This window comes from Kitasatospora sp. NPDC004272, from assembly GCF_053603035.1.
In genome coordinates, this window is record NZ_JBSGET010000022.1 from 57,247 (window position 1) to 77,705 (window position 20,459).

Annotated in this window: 20 protein-coding genes; 14 read left to right on the forward strand and 6 right to left on the reverse strand. The window is 74.6% G+C overall.

Going from position 1 to position 20,459, the window contains the following annotated elements; translation table 11 throughout:
- Positions 1–50 precede the first annotated feature (50 nt).
- Positions 51–980: a 5-dehydro-4-deoxyglucarate dehydratase gene (locus tag ACWEO5_RS10050; RefSeq protein WP_452161890.1), complete on the reverse strand. Its 930-nt coding sequence runs from the start codon at positions 978–980 to the stop codon at positions 51–53.
- 200 nt (positions 981–1,180) lie between these two features.
- Between ACWEO5_RS10050 and ACWEO5_RS10055 the strand changes: the two genes are divergently transcribed.
- From ACWEO5_RS10055 to ACWEO5_RS10075, 5 genes are all read left to right on the forward strand, one after another.
- The gene (locus ACWEO5_RS10055; RefSeq protein WP_452161892.1) at positions 1,181–2,095 is read left to right on the forward strand and encodes a carbohydrate ABC transporter permease; all 915 of its coding nucleotides are present in this window, start codon (positions 1,181–1,183) and stop codon (positions 2,093–2,095) included.
- Positions 2,092–2,976 (forward strand): carbohydrate ABC transporter permease, encoded by an 885-nt coding sequence (locus tag ACWEO5_RS10060; protein ID WP_452161894.1) that lies wholly within the window; start codon positions 2,092–2,094, stop codon positions 2,974–2,976. Before ACWEO5_RS10055 ends, ACWEO5_RS10060 begins: the two co-directional genes overlap by 4 nt.
- 130 nt (positions 2,977–3,106) lie before the next feature.
- Entirely contained in the window at positions 3,107–4,411 is a 1,305-nt protein-coding gene (locus ACWEO5_RS10065) for an ABC transporter substrate-binding protein (protein WP_452161896.1), read from the forward strand.
- 5 nt (positions 4,412–4,416) lie between these two features.
- Positions 4,417–5,574: an enolase C-terminal domain-like protein gene (locus ACWEO5_RS10070; RefSeq protein ID WP_452161898.1), complete on the forward strand. Its 1,158-nt coding sequence runs from the start codon at positions 4,417–4,419 to the stop codon at positions 5,572–5,574.
- On the forward strand, positions 5,571–6,347 hold the full coding sequence (locus ACWEO5_RS10075) for an NAD-dependent epimerase/dehydratase family protein (RefSeq protein WP_452161900.1): 777 nt from the start codon (positions 5,571–5,573) through the stop codon (positions 6,345–6,347). The genes ACWEO5_RS10070 and ACWEO5_RS10075 overlap by 4 nt, the downstream gene beginning before the upstream one ends.
- On the opposite strand, the gene ACWEO5_RS10080 is transcribed toward ACWEO5_RS10075, so the two are convergent.
- Entirely contained in the window at positions 6,334–7,524 is a 1,191-nt protein-coding gene (locus ACWEO5_RS10080; RefSeq protein WP_452161902.1) for a hypothetical protein, read from the reverse strand. The genes ACWEO5_RS10075 and ACWEO5_RS10080 overlap by 14 nt on opposite strands.
- A 33-nt stretch (positions 7,525–7,557) precedes the next feature.
- Positions 7,558–8,073, reverse strand: coding sequence for a hypothetical protein (locus ACWEO5_RS10085; RefSeq protein WP_452161904.1), 516 nt, complete (start codon positions 8,071–8,073; stop codon positions 7,558–7,560).
- Positions 8,074–8,534: 461 nt separating this feature from the next.
- Here ACWEO5_RS10085 and ACWEO5_RS10090 point away from each other — a divergent pair, with 461 nt between their 5' ends.
- Positions 8,535–9,188, forward strand: a complete 654-nt coding sequence (locus tag ACWEO5_RS10090) for an NUDIX hydrolase (RefSeq protein ID WP_452161906.1) — start codon at positions 8,535–8,537, stop codon at positions 9,186–9,188.
- 265 nt (positions 9,189–9,453) lie between these two features.
- On the opposite strand, the gene ACWEO5_RS10095 is transcribed toward ACWEO5_RS10090, so the two are convergent.
- Together ACWEO5_RS10095 and ACWEO5_RS10100 are read right to left on the reverse strand one after the other, a co-directional pair.
- On the reverse strand, positions 9,454–10,506 hold the full coding sequence (locus tag ACWEO5_RS10095; RefSeq protein WP_452161908.1) for a 3-oxoacyl-[acyl-carrier-protein] synthase III C-terminal domain-containing protein: 1,053 nt from the start codon (positions 10,504–10,506) through the stop codon (positions 9,454–9,456).
- A gap of 190 nt (positions 10,507–10,696) precedes the next feature.
- Entirely contained in the window at positions 10,697–11,362 is a 666-nt protein-coding gene (locus ACWEO5_RS10100) for a substrate-binding domain-containing protein (protein ID WP_452161910.1), read from the reverse strand.
- Between the two features lie 62 nt (positions 11,363–11,424).
- Between ACWEO5_RS10100 and ACWEO5_RS10105 the strand changes: the two genes are divergently transcribed.
- The 8 genes from ACWEO5_RS10105 (at position 11,425) to ACWEO5_RS10140 (ending at position 19,608) form a co-directional block, all read left to right on the forward strand.
- Positions 11,425–12,192, forward strand: a complete 768-nt coding sequence (locus ACWEO5_RS10105) for an IclR family transcriptional regulator (protein WP_452161934.1) — start codon at positions 11,425–11,427, stop codon at positions 12,190–12,192.
- Between the two features lie 154 nt (positions 12,193–12,346).
- The gene (locus ACWEO5_RS10110; RefSeq protein WP_344554800.1) at positions 12,347–13,561 is read left to right on the forward strand and encodes a 4-hydroxybenzoate 3-monooxygenase; all 1,215 of its coding nucleotides are present in this window, start codon (positions 12,347–12,349) and stop codon (positions 13,559–13,561) included.
- A 26-nt stretch (positions 13,562–13,587) separates the two neighbouring features.
- Positions 13,588–14,610: an amidohydrolase family protein gene (locus ACWEO5_RS10115; RefSeq protein ID WP_452161912.1), complete on the forward strand. Its 1,023-nt coding sequence runs from the start codon at positions 13,588–13,590 to the stop codon at positions 14,608–14,610.
- Positions 14,611–14,639: 29 nt separating this feature from the next.
- On the forward strand, positions 14,640–15,326 hold the full coding sequence (gene ligK, locus ACWEO5_RS10120; protein WP_452161914.1) for a 4-carboxy-4-hydroxy-2-oxoadipate aldolase/oxaloacetate decarboxylase: 687 nt from the start codon (positions 14,640–14,642) through the stop codon (positions 15,324–15,326).
- Between the two features lie 59 nt (positions 15,327–15,385).
- On the forward strand, positions 15,386–16,309 hold the full coding sequence (locus tag ACWEO5_RS10125) for an amidohydrolase family protein (protein WP_452161916.1): 924 nt from the start codon (positions 15,386–15,388) through the stop codon (positions 16,307–16,309).
- 5 nt (positions 16,310–16,314) lie between these two features.
- Complete coding sequence (gene ligA, locus ACWEO5_RS10130) at positions 16,315–17,619, forward strand: protocatechuate 4,5-dioxygenase subunit alpha (protein WP_452161918.1); 1,305 nt, start codon at positions 16,315–16,317, stop codon at positions 17,617–17,619.
- Position 17,620: 1 nt separating this feature from the next.
- On the forward strand, positions 17,621–18,595 hold the full coding sequence (locus ACWEO5_RS10135) for a Gfo/Idh/MocA family oxidoreductase (protein ID WP_452161920.1): 975 nt from the start codon (positions 17,621–17,623) through the stop codon (positions 18,593–18,595).
- Positions 18,592–19,608 (forward strand): aldo/keto reductase, encoded by a 1,017-nt coding sequence (locus ACWEO5_RS10140; protein WP_452161922.1) that lies wholly within the window; start codon positions 18,592–18,594, stop codon positions 19,606–19,608. Before ACWEO5_RS10135 ends, ACWEO5_RS10140 begins: the two co-directional genes overlap by 4 nt.
- Before the next feature lie 130 nt (positions 19,609–19,738).
- Here the strand turns inward: ACWEO5_RS10140 and ACWEO5_RS10145 are convergent.
- The coding region (locus ACWEO5_RS10145; RefSeq protein ID WP_452161924.1) for a hypothetical protein at positions 19,739–20,459 on the reverse strand (721 nt) is incomplete at its 5' end.

Consider the following 20,459-nt stretch of genomic DNA (forward strand, 5'->3'; position numbering starts at 1 on the left):
GGGCGGGGTACCCGGCCGGTGGTGCGCCGGCCGGACACCGGGCGGGCGGGTCAGAGCAGGGTGCGGCCGTGGGCGACCAGTTCGGCGAGGGCTTCGACGTGGGCGGGGGCGGGTTCGGCGAGCGGGGCGCGGACGGTGCCGACGTCGAGGCCGTCGAGCCGGACGCCGGCCTTGACCAGCGAGACGGCGTAGCCGCGGCCCTGGTTGCGCAGTTCGACCAGCGGGCGGAAGAAGCCGTCGAGCAGGCGGTGGGCGAGGGCGTCGTCGCCGCCGTTGACGGCCCGGTGGAAGGCGAGGGCGAGGTCGGGGGCGAAGCAGAAGACGGCGGAGGAGTAGAGGGTGACGCCGAGGCCGCGGTAGGCGAGGCCGGTGAGTTCGGCGGTGGGCAGGCCGTTGAAGTAGCGGAAGTCCAGGCCGGGGTGGGTGGTGCGGACGGCGCTGATGACGCGTTGCAGCAGGTCGAGGTCGCCGATGCCGTCCTTGAACCCGATGACGTTGTCGAGGGCGGCGAGGGCGGCGACGGTGTCGGGTTCGAGGACGGCGTTGTCGCGGGCGTAGACGATGACGCCGAGCCGGGTGGCCCGGGCGAGGTCGGCGTAGTGCCGGAGCAGGCCCTGCTGGGAGGGCTTGACCAGGTAGGGCGGCAGGGCGAGGACGCCGTCGGCGCCGGCCTCCTCGGCGCGGCGCAGGAACTCCAGGGCGAGGGCGGTGCCGTGGCCGACGCCGGCGACCACGGGGACGGCGCCGGCGGTCTCCTCGACGGCGGCGGCGACCACGGCCCGGTACTCGTCGAGGTCGAGGGCGTGGTACTCGCCGGTGCCGCAGGCGGCGAACACGGCGCCGGCGCCGGCGTCGAGGCGGGCCCGGACGTGGGCGCGGAAGGCGGCGAGGTCGAGGCGGCCGTCGGGGGCGAAGGCGGTGACGGGGAAGAACAGCAGGCCGTCGAGGCGGCTGCGCAGGCGGTCGGGCGTGTCGGGCACGGGGGTCTCCTGTCGGGACGGCGGGAGGGGTGCTGCTGCGGCACCACAGCAGCGTTATACATCATTCTGATCGCAGTACACATCCATGAACGAAGAATCAAAATCCTTACGTGCGAAGAGGGTTGACGACCCATCACACCCTCCCTAGGGTGTCCACACATGTGAACGGCGTCCACGAATGTAGAGGAGGTGAGCTCCCCGTGACGCTCGCCGGTCCGTACGGAGCCCGCGTCCGCCGGGCACTCACCCCGTACGCCCTGATCGCTCCGACCGCGCTGCTGCTGGTGGGTTTCCTGCTGGTCCCGCTCGGCAGCGTCGGCTACTACGCCCTGCAGCACCGGGTGGTGAACGAGCCGTACGACGACGCCTTCGTCGGGCTGGACAACTTCTCCCGGATGCTGGGCGACCAGCAGTTCTGGCACAGCCTGCTGTTCTCGGCAAAGTGGGTGGCCGCCGAGGTGGGCCTGCAACTGCTGCTGGGCCTGGCCCTGGCCCTGATCGTGAACGAGACCTTCGTCGGCCGGGCGGTGGCCCGGGCGCTGGTGTTCTCGCCCTGGGCGGTGTCCGGGGTGCTGACCACCGGGATCTGGCTGCTGCTGTACAACCCGGCTACCGGGGTCTTCCACCAGCTGTCCGCGCTGGGCCTCGGCGACCCGGCGACCTCGGTGCTGGGCGACCCGGACACCGTGTTCCCGGCCGTGGTGGTGGCCGAACTCTGGCGCGGCGTCCCGTTCTTCGCCATCCTGGTGCTCGCCGACCTGCAGTCCGTCCCGAAGGACCTGTACGAGGCGGCGTCGATCGACGGCGCGGGCCGGCTGCGCAGCTTCTGGCACGTGACGCTCCCCCACCTGCGGGACGCCATCGTGCTGGCCACCCTGCTGCGCGCGGTGTGGGAGTTCAACAACGTCGACCTGCTGTACACCCTGACCAACGGCGGCCCGGCCGGGGCGACCACCGGCCTGCCGCTGTACGTGGCCCAACTGGCCCGCAAGTCCTACGACTTCGGCTACGGCTCGGCGCTCACCGCGGCGGCCTTCGTGCTGCTGCTGTTCTGCTCGGTGCTGTACCTGCGGCTCAGCCGCTTTGAGGGCCGGGGCGAGGGGGTGCGGCGATGAGCTCCGAAGCCACCCCGCTGCCCGCCGCCCGCCGTCCCGCCGCCCGGGTCCCCCGGCGCGCCGCCGTCCGGGCGGGCACCGGGCGGGTGCTGCGGCTGTTCCTGCCGCTGGGCCTGTACCTGGTCTTCACCCTGGTGCCGTTCTACTGGATGCTGCTGTTCGCGCTGCGCCCGGCCGGCTCCACCGCGCTGCTGCCCTGGCCGGTGACCTTCGAGCACTTCGACACGGTGTGGAACGGCATGGGCTTCCGCACCTACTTCACCAACAGCGTGCTGATCGCCGTCCTGACCCTGGTGTCGGTGACCTTCTTCGCCCTGATGGGCGGGTACGCGCTGGCCAGGTTCGGCTTTCGCGGCCGGCGGGCGTTCATGCTGGCGCTGCTGTGCACCCAGTTCGTGCCGGGCGCGATGATGCTGATCCCGCTGTTCAACGTGTTCCGGCTGCTGCACCTGATCGACACCCGGTGGAGCCTGGTGGTCGCCGAGACGGTCTTCCAGCTGCCGCTGGCGATGATCCTGATGAGCGGCTTCGTGAAGAACGTGCCGGTGGAGCTGGAGGAGTCGGCGATGGTGGACGGCTGCGGCCGGCTGCGCGCCTTCCTCGCCGTGGTGCTGCCGCTGCTGCGGCCGGGCATCGTCGCGGTGGGCTCGTTCGCCTTCATCGGCAGCTGGAACAACTTCCTGTTCGCGCTGATGTTCCTCAACGACCCGGAGCTGCAGACCGTCCCGGTGGGGCTGCAGACCACCATCGGCGAGAACACCGTGGACTTCGGCGCGCTGGCCGCGGGCGGCGTGGTCGCCGCGGTGCCGGTGGTGCTGGTGTTCGCCTTCGTGCAGAAGTACCTGGTCCAGGGCCTGAGCGCCGGCGCCGTCAAGGGCTGAGCGCCGCCCGTCCCGCGAGTTCCCTGACCCCGCGCTCCCCGTCCCGCGAGTTCCCCGTCCCGCGTTCTCCCCGCGCGTTCCCCGACCCCGGGCTCCCTCCCGCCCCCGTCACAGACAGGACTCCCCACCCATGGCCCGTCCCCTGCGCAGCGCCGCCGCGGCCCTCACCGCGCTCGGCCTGCTGACCGCCTGTTCCGCCTGCTCCTCGGGCGGCTCCTCCGGTGACTCCGCGAAGAAGACGGTGATCACCTTCTGGGACAACAACGCCGGCCCGGCCCGCACCCCGCTGTTCCAGCACCTGATCGACGGGTTCGAGCAGGAGCACCCGGAGATCGAGGTCAAGTACGTCGGGGTGACCAGCTCCGAGGTCGCCGAGAAGTACAACACCGCGATCGCCGCGCACTCCACCCCCGACGTCGGCGGCGTCACCACCGCCCTGCTGGCCTCGCTCACCGCGCAGAAGGCGCTCGTCCCGCTCGACGACCGGCTGGCGGGCAGTCCGCTGAAGGGGGAGCTGTCGGCGGCGATGCTGGAGACGTCGAGGGCCGCGGCCGGCGGCAAGGGGCTGTACCAGCTGCCGTCCTCCGGCAACCAGGACGTGATCTGGTACCGGGCGGACAAGTTCGAGGCGGCCGGGATCGCGGTTCCGAAGACCTGGGACGAGCTGTTCGCCGCCGCGGCGAAGCTCACCGACAAGCCGGCGAACCAGTACGGCTTCACCATCCGCGGCGGCGCCGGCTCCGGCTTCCAGGTGCTCGCCGAGGCGTACGCCTACTCCGGGATCACCGGCGTGTTCGACGCGGACGGGAAGTCCACCGTCGACGACCCGAGGAACGTCGAACTGATCGCGAAGATCGCCGCCCAGTACAAGAACACCACCCCGGAGGCCGACGTCTCCAACGCCTACCCGCAGATGCTCGCCCAGTTCCAGGCCGGCCAGGTGATGATGGTGCACCACAACCTGGGCTCCACCAAGGACGTGAAGTCCGCGCTCGGCGACAAGGCGGCCGGCATGCTGCTCCCGGCCGGGCCGGACGGCACCGCGACGCTGGCCAACCCGGTCGACGGCTTCGGAGTGTTCAAGAACTCCAAGCACCAGGACGCCGCCTGGACCTTCCTGGAGTACCTGGACTCGCACGCGTCGAACTCGTACTGGAACGAGAACGCCGGGCAGATCCCCGCCAACACCGCGGCCTACGCGGACGACTGGTACGTCAAGTCGGGCATCACCAAGCAGGCCGGGGACGCGCTGAACAGCGGGAAGCTGGTGCAGCCACCGGTCTACCTGCCGCAGTACTCGAAGATCACCAAGACCGAGGCGGAGCCGAACTTCCAGAAGGTGCTGCTGGGCCAGATGTCCCCGGCGGACTTCGCCGCGTCGGTGGCCGGGGCGCTGACCAAGGCGCAGGCCGACTACCGGGCGAAGAACGGCTGACGGGGGTGGCAGCCGTCGAATCGGTCGAGGTGACCTTCTTCACCACCCTCGCCCGCACCGCCGTCGACCCGCACGGCCACCGGCACCCCGCCGAGCCGCACGAGGTCCGCGAGGCCCTGCTGACCGTCACCGACGCCGACGGCGTCGCCGGGCGGGTGCTGGTGCAGCCCGACCACCTGCGCCCGCACGTGCTGGAGAAGTACGTCCGGCCCGCGCTGCTCGGGCAGGAGGCGCTGGAGCGCGAGCGGCTGTGGACGTCGCTGGCCCGGCGCCAGCGCGGCGCGGGCGGCGGCCTGACCGACCGGGCGCTGTGCTTCGTCGACCTGGCGCTGTGGGACCTGGCGGGGCAGCGGCTGGGCCAGCCGGTGTGGCGGCTGCTCGGCGGCGCCCGCCGGGAGGCCCCCGCGTACGCCTCCACCATGTGCGGCGACGAGCTGCCCGGCGGGCTGGCCACCCCCGCCGACTACGCCGACTTCGCGGTGCGGCTGGTCGAGCAGGGCTACCGGGCGATCAAGCTGCACACCTGGATGCCGCCGGTGGCGGGCGCGCCGAGCGTGGCGCTCGACGTCGCGGCCTGCACGGCGGTGCGCGCGGCGGTCGGCCCGGACGTCGAACTGATGCTGGACGCCAACCACTGGTACTCGCGCACCGAGGCGCTGCGGCTCGGCCGGGCGCTGCAGGAGCTGGGCTTCTCCTGGCTGGAGGAGCCGATGGAGGAGGCGTCGGTGTCCTCCTACCGGTGGCTGGCCGAGCAGCTGGACATCCCGGTGATCGGCCCGGAGACCTCCTGGGGCAAGAACTTCACCCGCGCCGAGTGGGCGGCCTCCGGCGCCTGCGACATCCTGCGCACCGGCACCACCGACGTCGGCGGCATCACCCCGGCGGTGCGCACCCTGCACCTGGCCGAGGCGTTCAACCTGGACTGCGAGGTGCACGGCAACGGCTCCGGCAACCTCGCCCTGCTCGGCGCCAGCACGCACAGCCGCTGGTACGAACGCGGCCTGCTGCACCCGCTGGTGGACTTCGACCTGCTGCCGCCGCACCTGAACTCGGCGGTCGACGCGATCGACGGTCGCGGCGTGGTGGTCTTCCCCGAACGCCCGGGCCTGGGCGACGATTTCGACCTCGACTACATCAAGTCCCACACCCTGGAGGCGTCGTGACGCTCGTTCTGCTCACCGGTGCGGCCGGCGGCGTCGGCACCATGCTGCGCGAGCTGCTGCCCCCGTACGGCTACCGGCTGCGGCTGGCCGACCTGAAGCCCGTCGCGGACGCGCCGGACGCGCTGGCCTTCGACCTGGCCGACGCCGACGCCGTCCGGGCCGCGGTGCGCGGTGCGGACGCCGTCGTCCACCTCGGCGGGATCGCGCTGGAGGACACCTTCGCCAACATCGCGCACAGCAACATCGAGGGCACGTACCAGTTGTACGAGGCGGTGCGGGCCGAGGGCGTGCGCCGGGTGGTGTTCGCCAGTTCGAACCACGCGGTGGGCTTCACCCCGCTGGACGGCGAACTGCCGGTGCGCGCCGACATCCCGCCGCGGCCGGACACCTACTACGGCCTGTCCAAGGTGTTCGGCGAGTCGCTGGCCTCGCTGTACGCCGACAAGTACGGGATCGAGACGGTCTCGCTGCGGATCGGCTCCTGCTTCCCCGAACCGCGCTCGCCCCGGATGCTCTCCACCTGGCTCAGCCCCGGCGACTGCGCCCGCCTGGTGCACGCCGCCCTCACCGCGCCCGGCGTCGGCCACACCGTGGTCAACGCGATCAGCGCCAACACCCGCGCCTGGTGGGACCTCGGCCCGGCCCGGGCGCTCGGCTACGAACCGCAGGACGACGCCGAGGCGTACGCCGGACGGATCCTCGCCGAGCACGGCGAACTGGACCCGGAGAGCGCGGACGCCCGGCTGCTCGGCGGGTACTTCACCACCCTGTAGCGGTGACCTCGACGCGTTCGCGCACCAGGTCGACCGCGGTGATCCGGCCCGCCACCCGCTGCCCCGGGGCCGGATCGCCGCCGCTCAACCCGACCGGCAGGCCGTCCGGTCCGGCCGGTCCGGCCAGTCCGGCCGTGCCGTCCGGGCCGGCCACGACGGTGACCGGCGCGCCGACCCGCAGCGCCCGCAGCCGGGCCCACCGGACGTCGCCGGGGGTCGGGTCGGGTGCCCAGCGCAGGCGCAGGACGCCGTCCGGGTCGGGGCGGGCGGCGGTGAACAGCGGGAGGTCCTCGCCCGCGTGGATCGACAGCAGCGCGGCGCCCCGGGCCCGCGAGAGGTCGGGTACCGGGTGGCCGGGGTGGTGGACGTCACCGGTGATCCGGCCGTCCTCGTGCTCGACGAGCAGTTCGAAGGTGTCGTCGTCCTCGGTCAGCGCGGCCAGCCGCGCGGCCACCGCGCCGGGGTCGCCGAGGACGTCGGGCCGCACCGAGAGCCAGGTGCGCGGGGCGAGGCCGGCCCGGACGGCGCCGAGGTTGGCGGGGGTGAGCCGGTGCCAGCGGGTGGTGGCGGAGTGCTCCTCCAGCAGCGCGGCCTCGCCCTGCTCCACGCACCGGCGCAGCCGCGCCCAGAACTCCCGGTCGGCGGGACGCGGTTCGGCCTCGCGCGGCTCGGGTTCGGGATCGTACGGGGAGGCGCCGATCCGTTCGGCGAACAGCCCGGAGGCGTGGGTGGCGGCGACGGCCCGCTCGCACGGCAGGCGGCTGCCGACGTACATGTACTGGTCGTAGCCGATGTGCACGGCGAACCGGTCCTCGGACTCCAGACGGCCCCAGAACCCGCTGTCGCGCAGCATCGCCCGCACCAGCTCCCGCGCGAGCGGTACGCCCACCCGCAGCCCGTCGTGCAGCCCGTCCCGGCCGCCGGGCAGCAGCGCGTCCAACTCGTCTTCCCCGTACGGCGGTTCGATCCCGAAGTGGACCAGCCCCGAGGGCAGCGACGGCTCCCGGATCTCCAGCACGCCCACTTCGGAGTCCGCGGCGAACGCGGCGAACGCGGCGAGGTACCCGGCCTCGACCGGGCCGTGGTCGCTGCCGGTGTCCTCGGTGCCGGTGTAGTGGCCGCGCTCGTCGCGGTCGGCGGGGTCGTACTTGGTGACGCGGTACACGTACGGCAGCATCGGGCGGTCACCGCCCCTCGGGGGTGGCGGTGCTCATCCGCGTGCTTCCCAGCGGGCGCCGGGGCCGACCACCAGCCGGCGGCCGGAGGGCAGCCGCAGCCCCCAGCCGGGAGCGGCGTCCGGGGCGGGGAGGGCGGCGGGGAGGACGCTCAGCCGGTGGTCGCCGAACTCGATCCGGGTGCCCCAGCCGGGTTCGGTGATCCGGACGTCGGTGATCTCCCGGCCGACCAGCACCCGCAGGTCGGCGACCAGGCGCGGGAGCGCGTCGCCGGAGGCGGCGGCCGGCACCGGGCCGCCGGGGCCGGTGCGCTCCAGCCGCCAGTCGGGGCCGCCGACGGTCAGCCAGCGGTAGGCGAGCCCGTTCCTGCCGTTCGACCGGCGGTGCGTCAGGGCGAGCAGCAGCGCGAACCGGCCCCGGCTCTCGCTGGGGACGTGCACCGAGGTCACCTTCCCGCCGTGCAGCACCGCCAGCTGCCGCCGCAGGGCGGGCAGGTCCGTCGAGGCGCCGGGGTGCTGCAGCTCCGGAGCGGGGTCCGTCTGGGTCGTCACCGGACACAGTCTCCGGCCGGGGGCGGCCGGTCGTCCAACCGTTATCGGCGCGCCGCGTACGGGGGTTGACGCCGGTCCGGGCCGGGTCCGCGGCCGGGGTACCCGGGACGCCGCCCGCGGGCCGGCCGTCGACCGGACCCCGGGGCCGGCCGAAACCTCGTTCGAGCCACCATCAGTCGAACGGATGAATCAGACGACGGCTGCGCCCCGCGCGCCCTCCCCGCCCGCGCCACCCCGGACCTCGCGCGGGCAACCGTCCCCGAACGGGCTCCCGCCTCCCGCGCACCGGGAAGCGGCAGCGTGCCCGCGGGCAGCGGGACGCCGCAGCGGGCGGTGCCGCCCGGGTGCTCGAAAACGCACCGTTCGCCCCAGGCGCGCCTGGAAGCGACCCGCTTGAACGGCGCCTGCCCGGTGCCCGAGCATCGGACCTCCCAGCACTCCCGTCGAACGGTGGACCCGCCTTGGAACGACGAGACCCGCCGCCCCGGCCCACCCGGCGGGCCCGCCACCGGGAGCCCGTCGACGTGCACCTGCTCCTGCGCCGCGACGGCGCGGCGGGTCCCGAGGTCCTGCTGTCGCGCCGGGCCGGGGCCGTCTACGCCACCGGACTCGACCACCTCCCGTCGGGGCACATCGACGGGCCCCACGAGGACGCCGTGCGGGCCCTGATCCGCGAGGCCCGCGAGGAGACCGGTGTCGTCATCGACCCGGACGACGTCCGGCACGCCGTCACCGTCCACCACCGGGCACCGGACGGCGCCTCAAGGATCGGCCTGGTGTTCGAGGTGCGGCGCTGGCGCGGCGAGCCGGCCGTCATGGAGCCCGACCTGTGCGACGCCATGGGCTGGTACCCGCTGGCCGACCTTCCGACGGGGATGGTGGCCTACTGCCGGGCTGCCCTGGACGCCTACCGCGACGGCCGGCACTTCGCCGTCCACTTCCAGGAGCCGGGCGACGCGGTCGCCTTCGACCCGGCGGCCGACCGGCTGCGCACCCTGCCCTCCGCCCGCGCCCGCGGCAGCGCGGACGGTCCCGACCCGCAGGTCCGGGAGTTCGCCGGCCGCCCGAGCGACCCGCCCGGCTGCTGCCCGACGCGCCGTCACGGAGATCCATGACCGCCCCCCGGTTCACCGCCGCCGACTGGAACGAGAGCTACGAGGCCGGCGTCGCCTTCACCGCCCCGCGTCCGCAGGAAGCGGCCGCGCTCACCGAGTGCGCCCCAGCCCAGCGGGTGCCGCGGATCACCGCGGTGGTGCGCGCCTTCGACGTCACCGGCGCCCCGGCGGTGCTGGAGCCGGAGAAGTTCACCAGGTGGGAGTGGTTCGACCCCGACGCGCTGGACTGCCTCGGGCCCGTCCTCACCCGGGTGCCGGGGCCGGTTCAGGTCCAGGTCACCAGCAGGGCGGCGGCGGTGACGCCGGGGCCGAGGCCGAGGAGGAGGCCGCGGTCGCCGGGGCGGGGCGGGGTGCGGTGGGTGCGGTCGAGGACGGAGAAGACGGTGGCGCCGCCGAGGTTGCCCTCCTCGTGCAGGACGTCGCGGGAGTGGCGGACGAAGTCCGCGTCGACGCCGAGGGCCTTGGCCAGCCGGGTGAGGATGGCGGGGCCGCCGGGGTGTAGGACGCCGAAGTCGAGCGGGCCGCCGGCGTTGCGGTCGAGCCAGTCGAGCAGGGCGGGGGCGAGGTCGGTGACGGAGCGCAGCGAGTCGCGGGTGGAGGAGAAGTGGTCGCCGCGCTCGTCGGTGTACTTGCGGTAGCGCGCGACGGTGTGCGGGAGGGTGTGCTCCCAGGTGTGGTCGATCCGCAGGGCGGGGGCGCTGCCGAGCGGGCGGGCGGCGACCAGGGTGGCGGCGACGGCGTCGCCCCAGAGCGCCTTGTAGATCTGGTCCTCCAGGGTGCGGTCGGTGTCCTGGTAGAGGGAGGAGAGGAACTCGCCGACCAGGACGAGGACGGTGTGCCCGGGGTTCCGGGCGAGGTGCTCCTCGGCGAGGATCAGGGCGAGGGCGCCGCCGGCGCAGGCGGCCTGGGTGAGGCTGCGGATCCGGGTGCCGGGGCGCAGGCCGAGGTCGTTGAGCAGGTGGGTGCCGAGGCCGGGGACCTTGTCGGCGGTGGAGCTGGAGACGATCACGCAGTCGATGTCTCCGGGGGTGAGGTCGGCGTCGGCGAGGGCCGCGGTGGCGGCTTGCAGGGCGGCGGCGCGGACGGTGTCGAAGGTGGCGTCCTTGCGGTGGGCGGTGTCGCGGGCGGCGGTGATCTCCTCGTAGGGGGCGAGGTAGCGGCGGGTGCCGGGCAGGTTGTCGAGCGCCATGCCGATCGCGTCGTACTGCGGGTGGTCGGGGTTGCGGGCGAGGATGTCCGCGCGGATCCGGGCGGCGTCGACGGTGTGCGGTCCGCGGACGAGCGCGGGGCGGGCGACGTGGGCGGTGGTGCTGGGCATCGGCGGGACTCCCCCGGGTCGGCGCGACTGGGCGGGGGGCCGGGCCCGGAGCCGTCCGGGCCCGGCCGCTCGGCGCACGCACGCGGTCGCTCGGTGTACGCACGGGCGTGTGCGGGATCATCGCATCCTTTTTCCGACGTACCGTCAATCCCCTTTCTGCGGGCCGGATTTCGGACCGTCCGGGTCCGGTTCAGCGGGGGCCGCGGGGGCGCATGCCGTGGGCCCGGGCGGTGGCCGAGGCGGCGTCGGAGGCGAGCAGGTCGAGCAGGTCGCGGGCGGCGGCGGGGCGGCCGGCGGCGGTGAGGACGGCGGCGGCGAAGGTGGAGGTGATGGCGGTGTCGCCGGGCAGCGGGCCGAGGATCCGGACGCCGGGGAGGCCGGCGAGTTCGCTGTGCTGCTGGAAGGCGAGGTCGGCGCGGCCGTCGGCGAGCAGCCGACCGGCGGGGGTGCCGGGCTCGGCCTGGAGGAGGCGGACGCGTCCGTCCAGGCCGAGCCGGGTGACCAGGGCGCGCAGGGCGGTGCCGCTGGGGCCGGTGGAGTGGGCGACGGCGCGGGCGGCGGTGAGCAGGGCGCGCAGGTCGTCGGCGGTGTCGAGGGCGGCGGGCGGCGCGTCGGCGGCGACGGCGGCGACGGTCTCGGAGTCCCAGAGCGGCCGGGGGGCTTCCGCCAGTCCTTCGGCGTGCAGCGCGGCGAGCGCGTCGGCGGCGAGCACGGCCAGGTCCGCGGCGGCGCCCGCGCGGATCCGGCGGGCGACCTCGACGCCGCCGGCGGCCTCGAAGCGGACGGGGGGCAGCAGCGGGGCGAGGGCGGCGAGGGCGGGGCGGACGGCCATCGAGGTCAGGGCGAGCAGGTGCACGGGGGTTTCCTCCGGAGGGCGGGTGCGAGACGGGCGGGTGCGAGACTGGCGGGATGAGCGGGATGAGTACGGACCGGGTTTCGGCGGCGGGCAAGGTGCTGCAGGTGCTGGCGGCGTTCGACCGCGAGCACCCGTCGCGGACGCTGTCGGAGATCGCGCAGTGCACGGGCCTGGCGGTGAGCACGGCGCACCGGGTGGTGGCGGAGCTGGCGTCCTGGGGGGCGCTGGAGCGGGCCGAGGACGGGTCGTGGCACGTGGGGCTGCGGCTGTGGGAGATCGCCTCGGGGTGTCCGCGCACCCAGATCCTGCGGGACGCGGCGCTGCCGTTCATGCAGGACCTGTACGAGGCGACGCACGAGAACGTGCAGTTGGCGGTGCGCGAGGGCGCCGAGCTGGTGTTCGTGGAGCGGATCGCCGGGCACCGTTCGGTGGAGTTGCTGACGATGGTGGGCACCCGGTTCCCGGTGGCCTCCACCGGGATGGGCCGGGTGCTGCTGGCGCACGCGCCGCGCGAGTTCCAGGAGGAGGTGCTGGCGGAGCCGCTGCGCCCGTGGACGCCGCACACGGTGACGGATCCGCGGACGCTGCGGGCGCAGTTGGACCTGATCCGCCGGGAGCAGGTGTTCGTGAGCGACCGTCAGCTGTCGGAGAGCACGGTGGCGGTGGCCGCGCCGGTGCGGATCGGCCGGTCGGGGCCGGTGGACGCGGCACTGGGGATCGTGGTGGCGGCGCGCGGCGCGGAGCGGGCGCGGGGGCTGCGGGAGCCGTTGCTGCGGGCGGTGCACGGGATCTCCGAGGAACTGGGGCGGCGGGCCCGCACGGCGCTCTGACCGGGTCCAGTCTGCGCGGCGGGGGCGGCCGGGAACGGGGCGTTTCCGTCAGGCGGAAAGGGTGCGGACGGGCGGCGGGGTGAGCTGCCAACGTTCGGGGCGGGCCGGACCTCGTCCGGGCCGCCCCCTCACCCCGCCCCGCCCTGGAGCCGTCATGCCCGATTCCGCCGTCGACCCGGTCGACACCGTCACCGAAGTGCCCGTCGCGGTGGTCGGCGCGGGCCCGGCGGGGCTGATGCTGGCCCACCGGCTGGGCCGGGCGGGCGTGGACGCGGTGGCGATCGACCTGCGCGGCCGGGAGGAGATCGCCACCACCCACCGGGCGGGCATCCTGGAGGCGGACGCGGCCCGGGACCTGGTGGAGACCGGGGTGAGCGACCGGATCCTGCGCGAGGGCCACGAGCACGGGGGCACCGAGCTGCGCTTCGGCGGCCGGGCGCACCGGATCGACTTCCGCGAGCTGGTGGGCGCCTCGGTGTGGCTGTACCCGCAGACCGAGGTGTTCACCGATCTGGCGGACGCCCGGGAGCGGGACGGCGCCGCGGTGCACTTCGGGGTGCGCGGCACCGAAGTGCTGGACGTGGACACCGATCGGCCCCGGGTGCGCTTCACGGCGGCGGACGGGACGCGGCACGAGCTGCGGGCCCGCTACGTGGTCGGCGCGGACGGTTCGCGCAGCACCTGCCGGGGCCTGGTCCCGGAGCCGCTGCGCGTCCGGTACGGCACCGAGTACCCGTTCGCCTGGTTCGGCGTGCTGGTCCGGGCCCCGGCCAGCGCACCGGAGTTGGTGTACGCGCACTCGGAGCACGGGTTCGCGCTGATCAGTCAGCGGACCGAGAGCGTGCAGCGGATGTACTTCCAGTGCGACCCGGACGAGCGGACCGCCGACTGGTCGGACGAGCGGATCTGGGCGACCCTGCAGGCCCGGGTCGCGGGCCGGGACGGCTTCCGGCTGGTCGAGGGCCCGGTCCTGGAGCGGTCGGTGCTGCGCTTCCGGTCCTTCGTGCAGGAGCCGATGCGCTGGGGTTCGCTGCTGCTGGCGGGCGACGCCGCGCACACCGTGCCGCCGACCGGCGCGCGCGGGCTGAACCTGGCGCTGCACGACGTGAAGGTGCTGGCGGGCGTGCTGCTGCGGGCGCTGGGCGCCGAGGGCGAGCCGGCGCTGGCCGACTACCAGCCGCTGGCGCTGCGCCGGGTCTGGCGGGCGCAGCACTTCTCGTCCTGGATGACCCGTCTGCTGCACACCGCGCCGGGGGCCGCGCCGTTCGAGCTGCGCCGCCAACTGGGCGAGCTGGACAGCGTGGTGGGCACCCGCGCGGGCCGCGCGTACCTGGCCGAGCAGTACACCGGCTGGCCGACCTCCGCCTGACACCCCCCACCTTCCGGGAGAACTCCGTGATCATCGACGCGCACGGCCACTTCACCACCGCACCGCCGCAGCTCGCCGCCTGGCGCGAGCGCCAGAGCGCCGCCGCGGGCGACCCGGCCGCCGCCCCCGACCCGGCCGGGCCGCGGATCTCCGACGACGACCTGCGGGAGGCGATCGAGTCCAACCAGCTGCGGCTGATGGACGAGCGCGGCACCGACCTGACGGTCTTCTCGCCGCGGGCCAGCTTCATGGCGCACCACGTCGGCGACTTCGCGGTCTCCTCCGTCTGGGCGCGGATCTGCAACGACCTGGTGCACCGGGTGAGCACGCTGTTCCCGGCGCGCTTCGCGATGGGCGCGATGCTGCCGCAGTCGCCGGGCGTCGACCCGGCGAGCTGCCTGCCGGAGCTGCGGCGGGCGGTGGAGGAGCTGGGCGCGGTCTCGGTGAACCTCAACCCGGACCCGTCGGGCGGGCACTGGAGCGCGCCGCCGCTGACCGACCGCTCCTGGTACCCGCTGTACGAGGCGCTGGTGGAGTACGACGTGCCGGCGATGGTGCACGTGTCGACGTCCTGCAACCCGGCGTTCCACACCACCGGCGCGCACTACCTGAACGCCGACACCACCGCGTTCATGCAGCTGCTGCAGGGCGACCTGTTCGCGGACTTCCCGACGCTGCGGCTGGTGGTCCCGCACGGCGGCGGCGCGGTGCCCTACCACTGGGGGCGCTTCCGCGGGCTGGCCCAGGCGCTGGGCGGGCCGAGGCCGGAGGAGCTGGTGGGCCGCAACGTCTTCTTCGACACCTGCGTCTACCACCGGCCGGGCATCGACCTGCTGGCCTCGGTGGTGCCGTCCGAGGGGCTGCTGTTCGCCAGCGAGATGATCGGCGCCGTCCGGGGGATCGACCCGCTGACCGGCCACCACTTCGACGACACCCGGCGGTACGTGGACGCCACCGACCGCCTCACCGACGCGCAGCGGGCCGCCGTGTACGCGGGCAACGCGCTGCGCGTCCACCCCCGGCTGGCCGCCCGCCTCGCCGCGCGCTGACCGCCCCCGACCCCCAGGAGGAGAGACCCATGCACACCGAACTCGGTGTCGTCCGCACGAGGATCGAGCGGCCCGACCCGGCCGCGGTGGCCGCGCTGGCGGCCTTCGGCACGGCAACCGTCCACGAGGCGATGGGCCGCACCGGCCTGACCCGCCCGTACCTGCGCCCGGTGTACCCGGGGGCGCGGCTGTGCGGCCCGGCGGTGACGGTGCTGCTGCAGCCGGGCGACAACTGGATGCTGCACGTCGCGGCGGAGCAGGTCCGGCCGGGGGACGTGGTGGTGGCGGCCTGCACGACGGAGAGCGAGGACGGGTTCTTCGGCGAGCTGCTGGCGACCTCGCTGCGGGCCAGGGGCTGCGCGGGCCTGGTGATCGACGGCGGGGTGCGGGACGTCGCGGACCTGGCGGCGATGGACTTCCCGGTGTTCTCGCGGGCGGTGAACGCCCGCGGCACGGTGAAGGCCACCCTGGGCTCGGTCAACGTGCCGGTGGTGTGCGCCAACGCGCTGGTGCGGCCGGGCGACGTGGTGATCGCGGACGCGGACGGCGTGGTGGTGGTGCCGCGCGAGCGGGCCGCCGGGGTCGCCGGGGCGTCGGCGGAGCGGGAGGCGAACGAGGCGGTCAAGCGCGAGCGGCTGCGCGCGGGCGAACTCGGCCTGGACATGTACGCGATGCGCGGCCCGCTGGCCGAGCTCGGCCTGCGCTACGAGGACTGATCGCCGTGACGGAACAGACGGAACAGCACGTGACGCAACAGCACGTGACGCAACAGCACGTGACGCAACAGCAGAAGACCCCGGGCTGGCTGGACTGGCACCCCTCCCCCGGCCGCCCCTCCCTGGAGCTCCCGGCGGGCGCGGTGGACGCGCACTGCCACGTGTTCGGCCCGGCCGCCGCGTTCCCGTACGCGCCGGAGCGCAAGTACACGCCGTGCGACGCCTCCGCCGAGCAGCTGTTCGCGCTCCGCGACCACCTGGGCTTCGCCCGCAACGTGATCGTCCAGGCCACCTGCCACGGCGCCGACAACCGCGCCCTGGTGGACGCGCTGCGCCGCTCCGGCGGCCGGGCCCGCGGCGTGGCCACCGTGCGGCCGGGCGTCTCGGACGCCGAGCTGCGCGAGCTGCACGAGGCGGGCGTGCGCGGGGTGCGGTTCAACTTCGTCCGCCGCCTGGTGGACGTCACCCCGCGCGCGGACCTGTGGGACGTGGTGGAGCGGATCGCCCCGCTCGGCTGGCACGTGGTGCTGTACTTCGAGGCCGCCGACCTGGCCGAGCTGCGCGAGTTCTTCCTCTCCGTCCCGGTGCCGCTGGTGGTCGACCACCTGGGCCGCCCGGACGTCTCCGCGGACGTCGACGGGCCGGAGTTCGCCGCGTTCCTGTCCTTCCTGCGGGCCCGGGACGACGTCTGGTGCAAGGTCAGCTGCCCGGAGCGGCTCTCGCTGACCGGCCCGCCCGCGCTGGACGGCGAGCGGAACGCCTACCGGGACGTGGTGCCGTTCGCCCGCCGGGTGGTCGAGGAGTTCCCCGACCGGGTGCTGTGGGGCACCGACTGGCCGCACCCCAACCTGAAGGGCCACATGCCGGACGACGGCCTGCTGGTCGACTTCCTCCCGCACGTCGCCCCGAGTGCCGAACTGCGCCGGCGGCTGCTGGTGGACAACCCGATGCGCCTGTACTGGCCCGAGAACGAAGGGAGTTGAGCGTCATGGCGATCGACCGCAGCTACCGGCTGGTGCCCGGCACCACGATCTTCGACGCCGAGCAGTCCGCCCGCGGCTACCACCTCAACCAGTTCTGCATGTCGCTGATGACGGCCGAGAACCGGGCCGCCTACCTGGCCGACGAGCGCGGCTACCTGGACGCCTGGCCGCTGCGCGAGGAGCAGAAGCGGGCCCTGCTGGAGCGGGACCTCAACGCGGCGGTGCGCGAGGGCGGGAACATCTACTTCCTCGCCAAGTGGGGCGCCACGCTGGGCTTCTCGTTCCAGCAGATGGCGGGCTCGATGACCGGCATGACCGAGCAGGAGTACCGGGAGATGATGGTCTCCGGCGGCCGCTCGGCCACCGCCCCGACCAGCCGGATCGACCACGCCGTGCTGGAGGCCGCGCACGCCGCCGACGCCCCGCCCGCCGAGCACGCCGCCGTCTCGGCCGCCGTGTTCACCTCGCACGTGCCGGCGATCGGCGCCGCGCTGGACCACGGCAAGACCGACGAGCCGTACTGGCGGCCGGTGTTCGCCGGGTACGAGCACTCCCGGCGGTGGGCCGCCGCGCACACCCCGGACGTGGTGGTGCTGGTCTACAACGACCACGCCAGCGCCTTCGACCTCTCGCTGATCCCGACCTTCGTGCTGGGCACCGGCGCCGCCTACCCGGCCGCCGACGAGGGCTACGGCCCGCGCCCGGTGCCCGACGTCGAGGGCGACCCGGAGCTGGCCGCGCACCTGGCGCACTGCCTGATCCGGGAGGACTTCGACCTGACCCTGGCCAACGAGATGCCGGTCGACCACGGGCTGACCGTGCCGCTGTCGCTGATGTTCGGCGAGGTGGAGCGGTGGCCGTGCAAGGTGATCCCGCTGCACGTCAACGTGGTGCAGTACCCGGTGCCGTCCGGGTCGCGCTGCTTCGAGCTGGGCCGGGCGCTGCGCCGGGCGATCGAGTCCTACCCGCGCCCGCTGGACGTGCAGGTGTGGGGCACCGGCGGAATGAGCCACCAACTCCAGGGCCCGCGCGCCGGGTTGATCAACCGGGAGTGGGACAACGCGTTCCTCGACCGGCTGGTGTCCGACCCGGCGGGCCTGGCCCGGGTGCCGCACCTGGAGTACGTCGAGGAGGCCGGCTCGGAGGGCATCGAGCTGGTGATGTGGCTGATCGCGCGCGGCGCGCTCGGCGACGTCGACGACGGCGGCGCGGTGGACGTCGAGCACCGCTTCTACCACGTGCCGGCGTCCAACACCGCCGTCGGCCACCTGATCCTGACCAACAGCCCCCAGCGCCCCGAGGAGAACTGACATGACCACCCAGCAGCCCCTGCGGATCGCCCTGGCCGGCGGCGGCGCGTTCGGTGCCAAGCACGCCGCCGCGCTGCGCCGGATCGAGGGCGTGGAGCTGGCCGCCGTGGTCTCCTCCTCGCCGGACAGCTCACGGAGGTTCGCCGCCGAGCAGGGCGTCGACCGGGCGGCGGGCAGCCTGGCGGAGGTGCTGGCGATGGACGACGTGGACGCGGTGATCCTGGCCACCCCGACGCCGCTGCACGCCGTGCAGACCCGGCAGTGCCTGGCGGCGGGCAAGCACGTGCAGGTGGAGATCCCGGTCGCGGCCTCGCTGCCGGACGCCGAGGCGTCGGTGGCGGCGGCCGAACGCGCCGGCCTGGTCGCGATGGCCGGGCACACCCGCCGCTTCAACCCCAGCCACCAGTGGGTGCACCGGCGGATCGCGGCGGGCGGGCTGACCATCCAGCAGCTGGACGTGCAGACCTACTTCTTCCGCCGCACCAACCTCAACGCGCTCGGGCAGCAGCGCAGTTGGACCGACCACCTGCTGTGGCACCACGCCGCGCACACCGTCGACCTGTTCGCGTACCAGACCGGTTCGCCGATCGTCCGGGCCAACGCGCTGCAGGGCCCGCTCCACCCCGAGCTGGGCATCGCGATGGACATGTCGATCCAGCTGCAGGCGGCGAGCGGGGCGATCTGCACCCTCTCGCTGTCCTTCAACAACGACGGCCCGCTGGGCACTTTCTTTCGATACATCGGGGACACCGGCACCTACCTGGCTCGCTACGATGACCTGGTGACCGGAGAAGACGAACCGATCGACGTCAGCGGCATCGACGTCTCCCTTGACGGCATCGAACTGCAGGACCGCGAGTTCGTGGCCGCGATCCGCGAGGGCCGCGAGCCGAACGCCTCGCTCGCCCAGGTGCTGCCCTGCTACCGCACCCTGGCCGACCTGGAACGGCAGCTGGCCGTACCGGTGAGCGCGTGAACGCCCCGCGCACGGCCGCCCTCCGCCGGATCGGGCCGTTCGAGGTCCCGGCCGTCGGCCTCGGCTGCATGAACCTCAGCCACGCCTACGACACCCCGCCCTCCCCCGGGGACGCCGCCAAGCTGCTGCTGTCCGCCCTGGAGGCGGGCGTCACCCTGTTCGACACGGCCGCGCTGTACGGCTACGGCGCCAATGAGGAGCTGGTCGGCCGGGTGCTCGGCCCGCATCGCGACGAGATCGTGCTGACCTCCAAGTGCGGCATGACGGGCGTGGACGGACGGCGGGTCATCGACGGCCGCCCGGAGACGATCCGGCGCACCGCCGACGAGTCGCTGGCCCGGCTCGGCACCGACGTGATCGACCTGTACTACCTGCACCGGCTCGACCCGGCCGTCCCGGTCGAGGAGAGCGTGGGGGCGCTGGCCGAGCTGGTCGCGGCGGGCAAGGTCCGCACCATCGGCCTGTCCGAGGTGTCGGCGGCCACCCTGCGCCGGGCGCACGCGGTGCACCCGATCACGGCGCTGCAGAACGAGTACAGCCTGTGGACCCGCAACCCGGAGCGCGGCACCCTGGCCGCCACCCGCGAACTGGGCGTCGCCCTGGTCGCGTTCAGCCCGGTCGGGCGCGGCTTCCTGACCGACGCGCCGCCCGCGGTGGCCGAGCTGCCGTCCGACGACATCCGGCGGACCATGCCGCGTTTCACCGACGCGCACTACCCCGCCAACCTGGCCCTGCGCGCCGAACTCGCCGCCCTGGCCTCGGACGCGGGCCTGACGGTGGCCCAGCTGGCGCTGGCCTGGGTGCTCTCCCGCGGCGAGCACGTCGTCGCCATCCCCGGCACCCGCTCGGTGGACCACCTGCGCGAGGACGTCGCCGTCCTCGGCCTGGACGTCCCCGCCGAACTGCTGGCGGCGGCGGGCCGGGTGCTGTCCGACGGGACCGTGCACGGCTCCCGCTACGCGGAGGCCACCCTGCCGGAGATCGACACCGAGCGCTGCGGCGCGGCGGGCTGAGCGGAGCGCCGGACCGGTGCGGCCGGTGCGGCCGGTGCGGCCGGTGCGGCCGGTGCGGGCGGGAAGGCCGGTGACCGCTCCGCCGGCACCGGCCGCACCGGTCCGGCGCTCCGCTGACGGGCTTGCGCCGCTATCCGTCGGCGGGCAGCACCGCCACCGAGGCGGAGGTGGTGCGCAGCCGGACGTGGTGGTCCGCGTCGGGGCGGGCGGGCAGGCCGATCCGGACGTCGGCGGAGGCCGCGTCCGAGTCGAACGCGTAGCCGCCGTCCCGTTCCGGGAGCCGCAGCGCCACCGAGGCGGACGTGGACTCCACGGTCAGTTCGCCGGGCGGGGCGGTGAAGCCCAGGTCGGCGCTGCCGGAGCGGATCGACACCGTCGCGTGCTCCGGGCGCAGGCCGACGGCGGTGCAGCGGATCGAAGCCAGCGACAGCGCGAGGTCGCCGTGCAGCCCAGACAGCGCGATCTCCCCGGAGTCCTGGCGGACCGTCAGCGCGGTGCCCTCCGGGACGGTGAGCCGCAGCCGCCCGCCGCACCGGTCGAACGGGCCGCCGCTCGCGGCGGCGCACCGCACGGGCACGGCGCCGTCGCTCCCGGCCGGGCCGAACCCGACCGGGCCGGAGCCGTCGGAGCCCTCGGGCAGGTACTCGGCGGTGACGGCGTCCCCCGACGAGCCGGTGATCTCGACCCGGCCCGACACCCCGTCCAGCAGCAGCGCCCGGGGGCGGCCCGGCAGTACCCGGAGCCCGTCCGCGTCCGTCCCCGTCGCCCGCTCGTCCCGGCCGGCCAGGGCCACCGCGCCGGCCCCGACCAGGACCAGCGCGACCGCCGCCGCGCCGAACCGCCACGCCCGC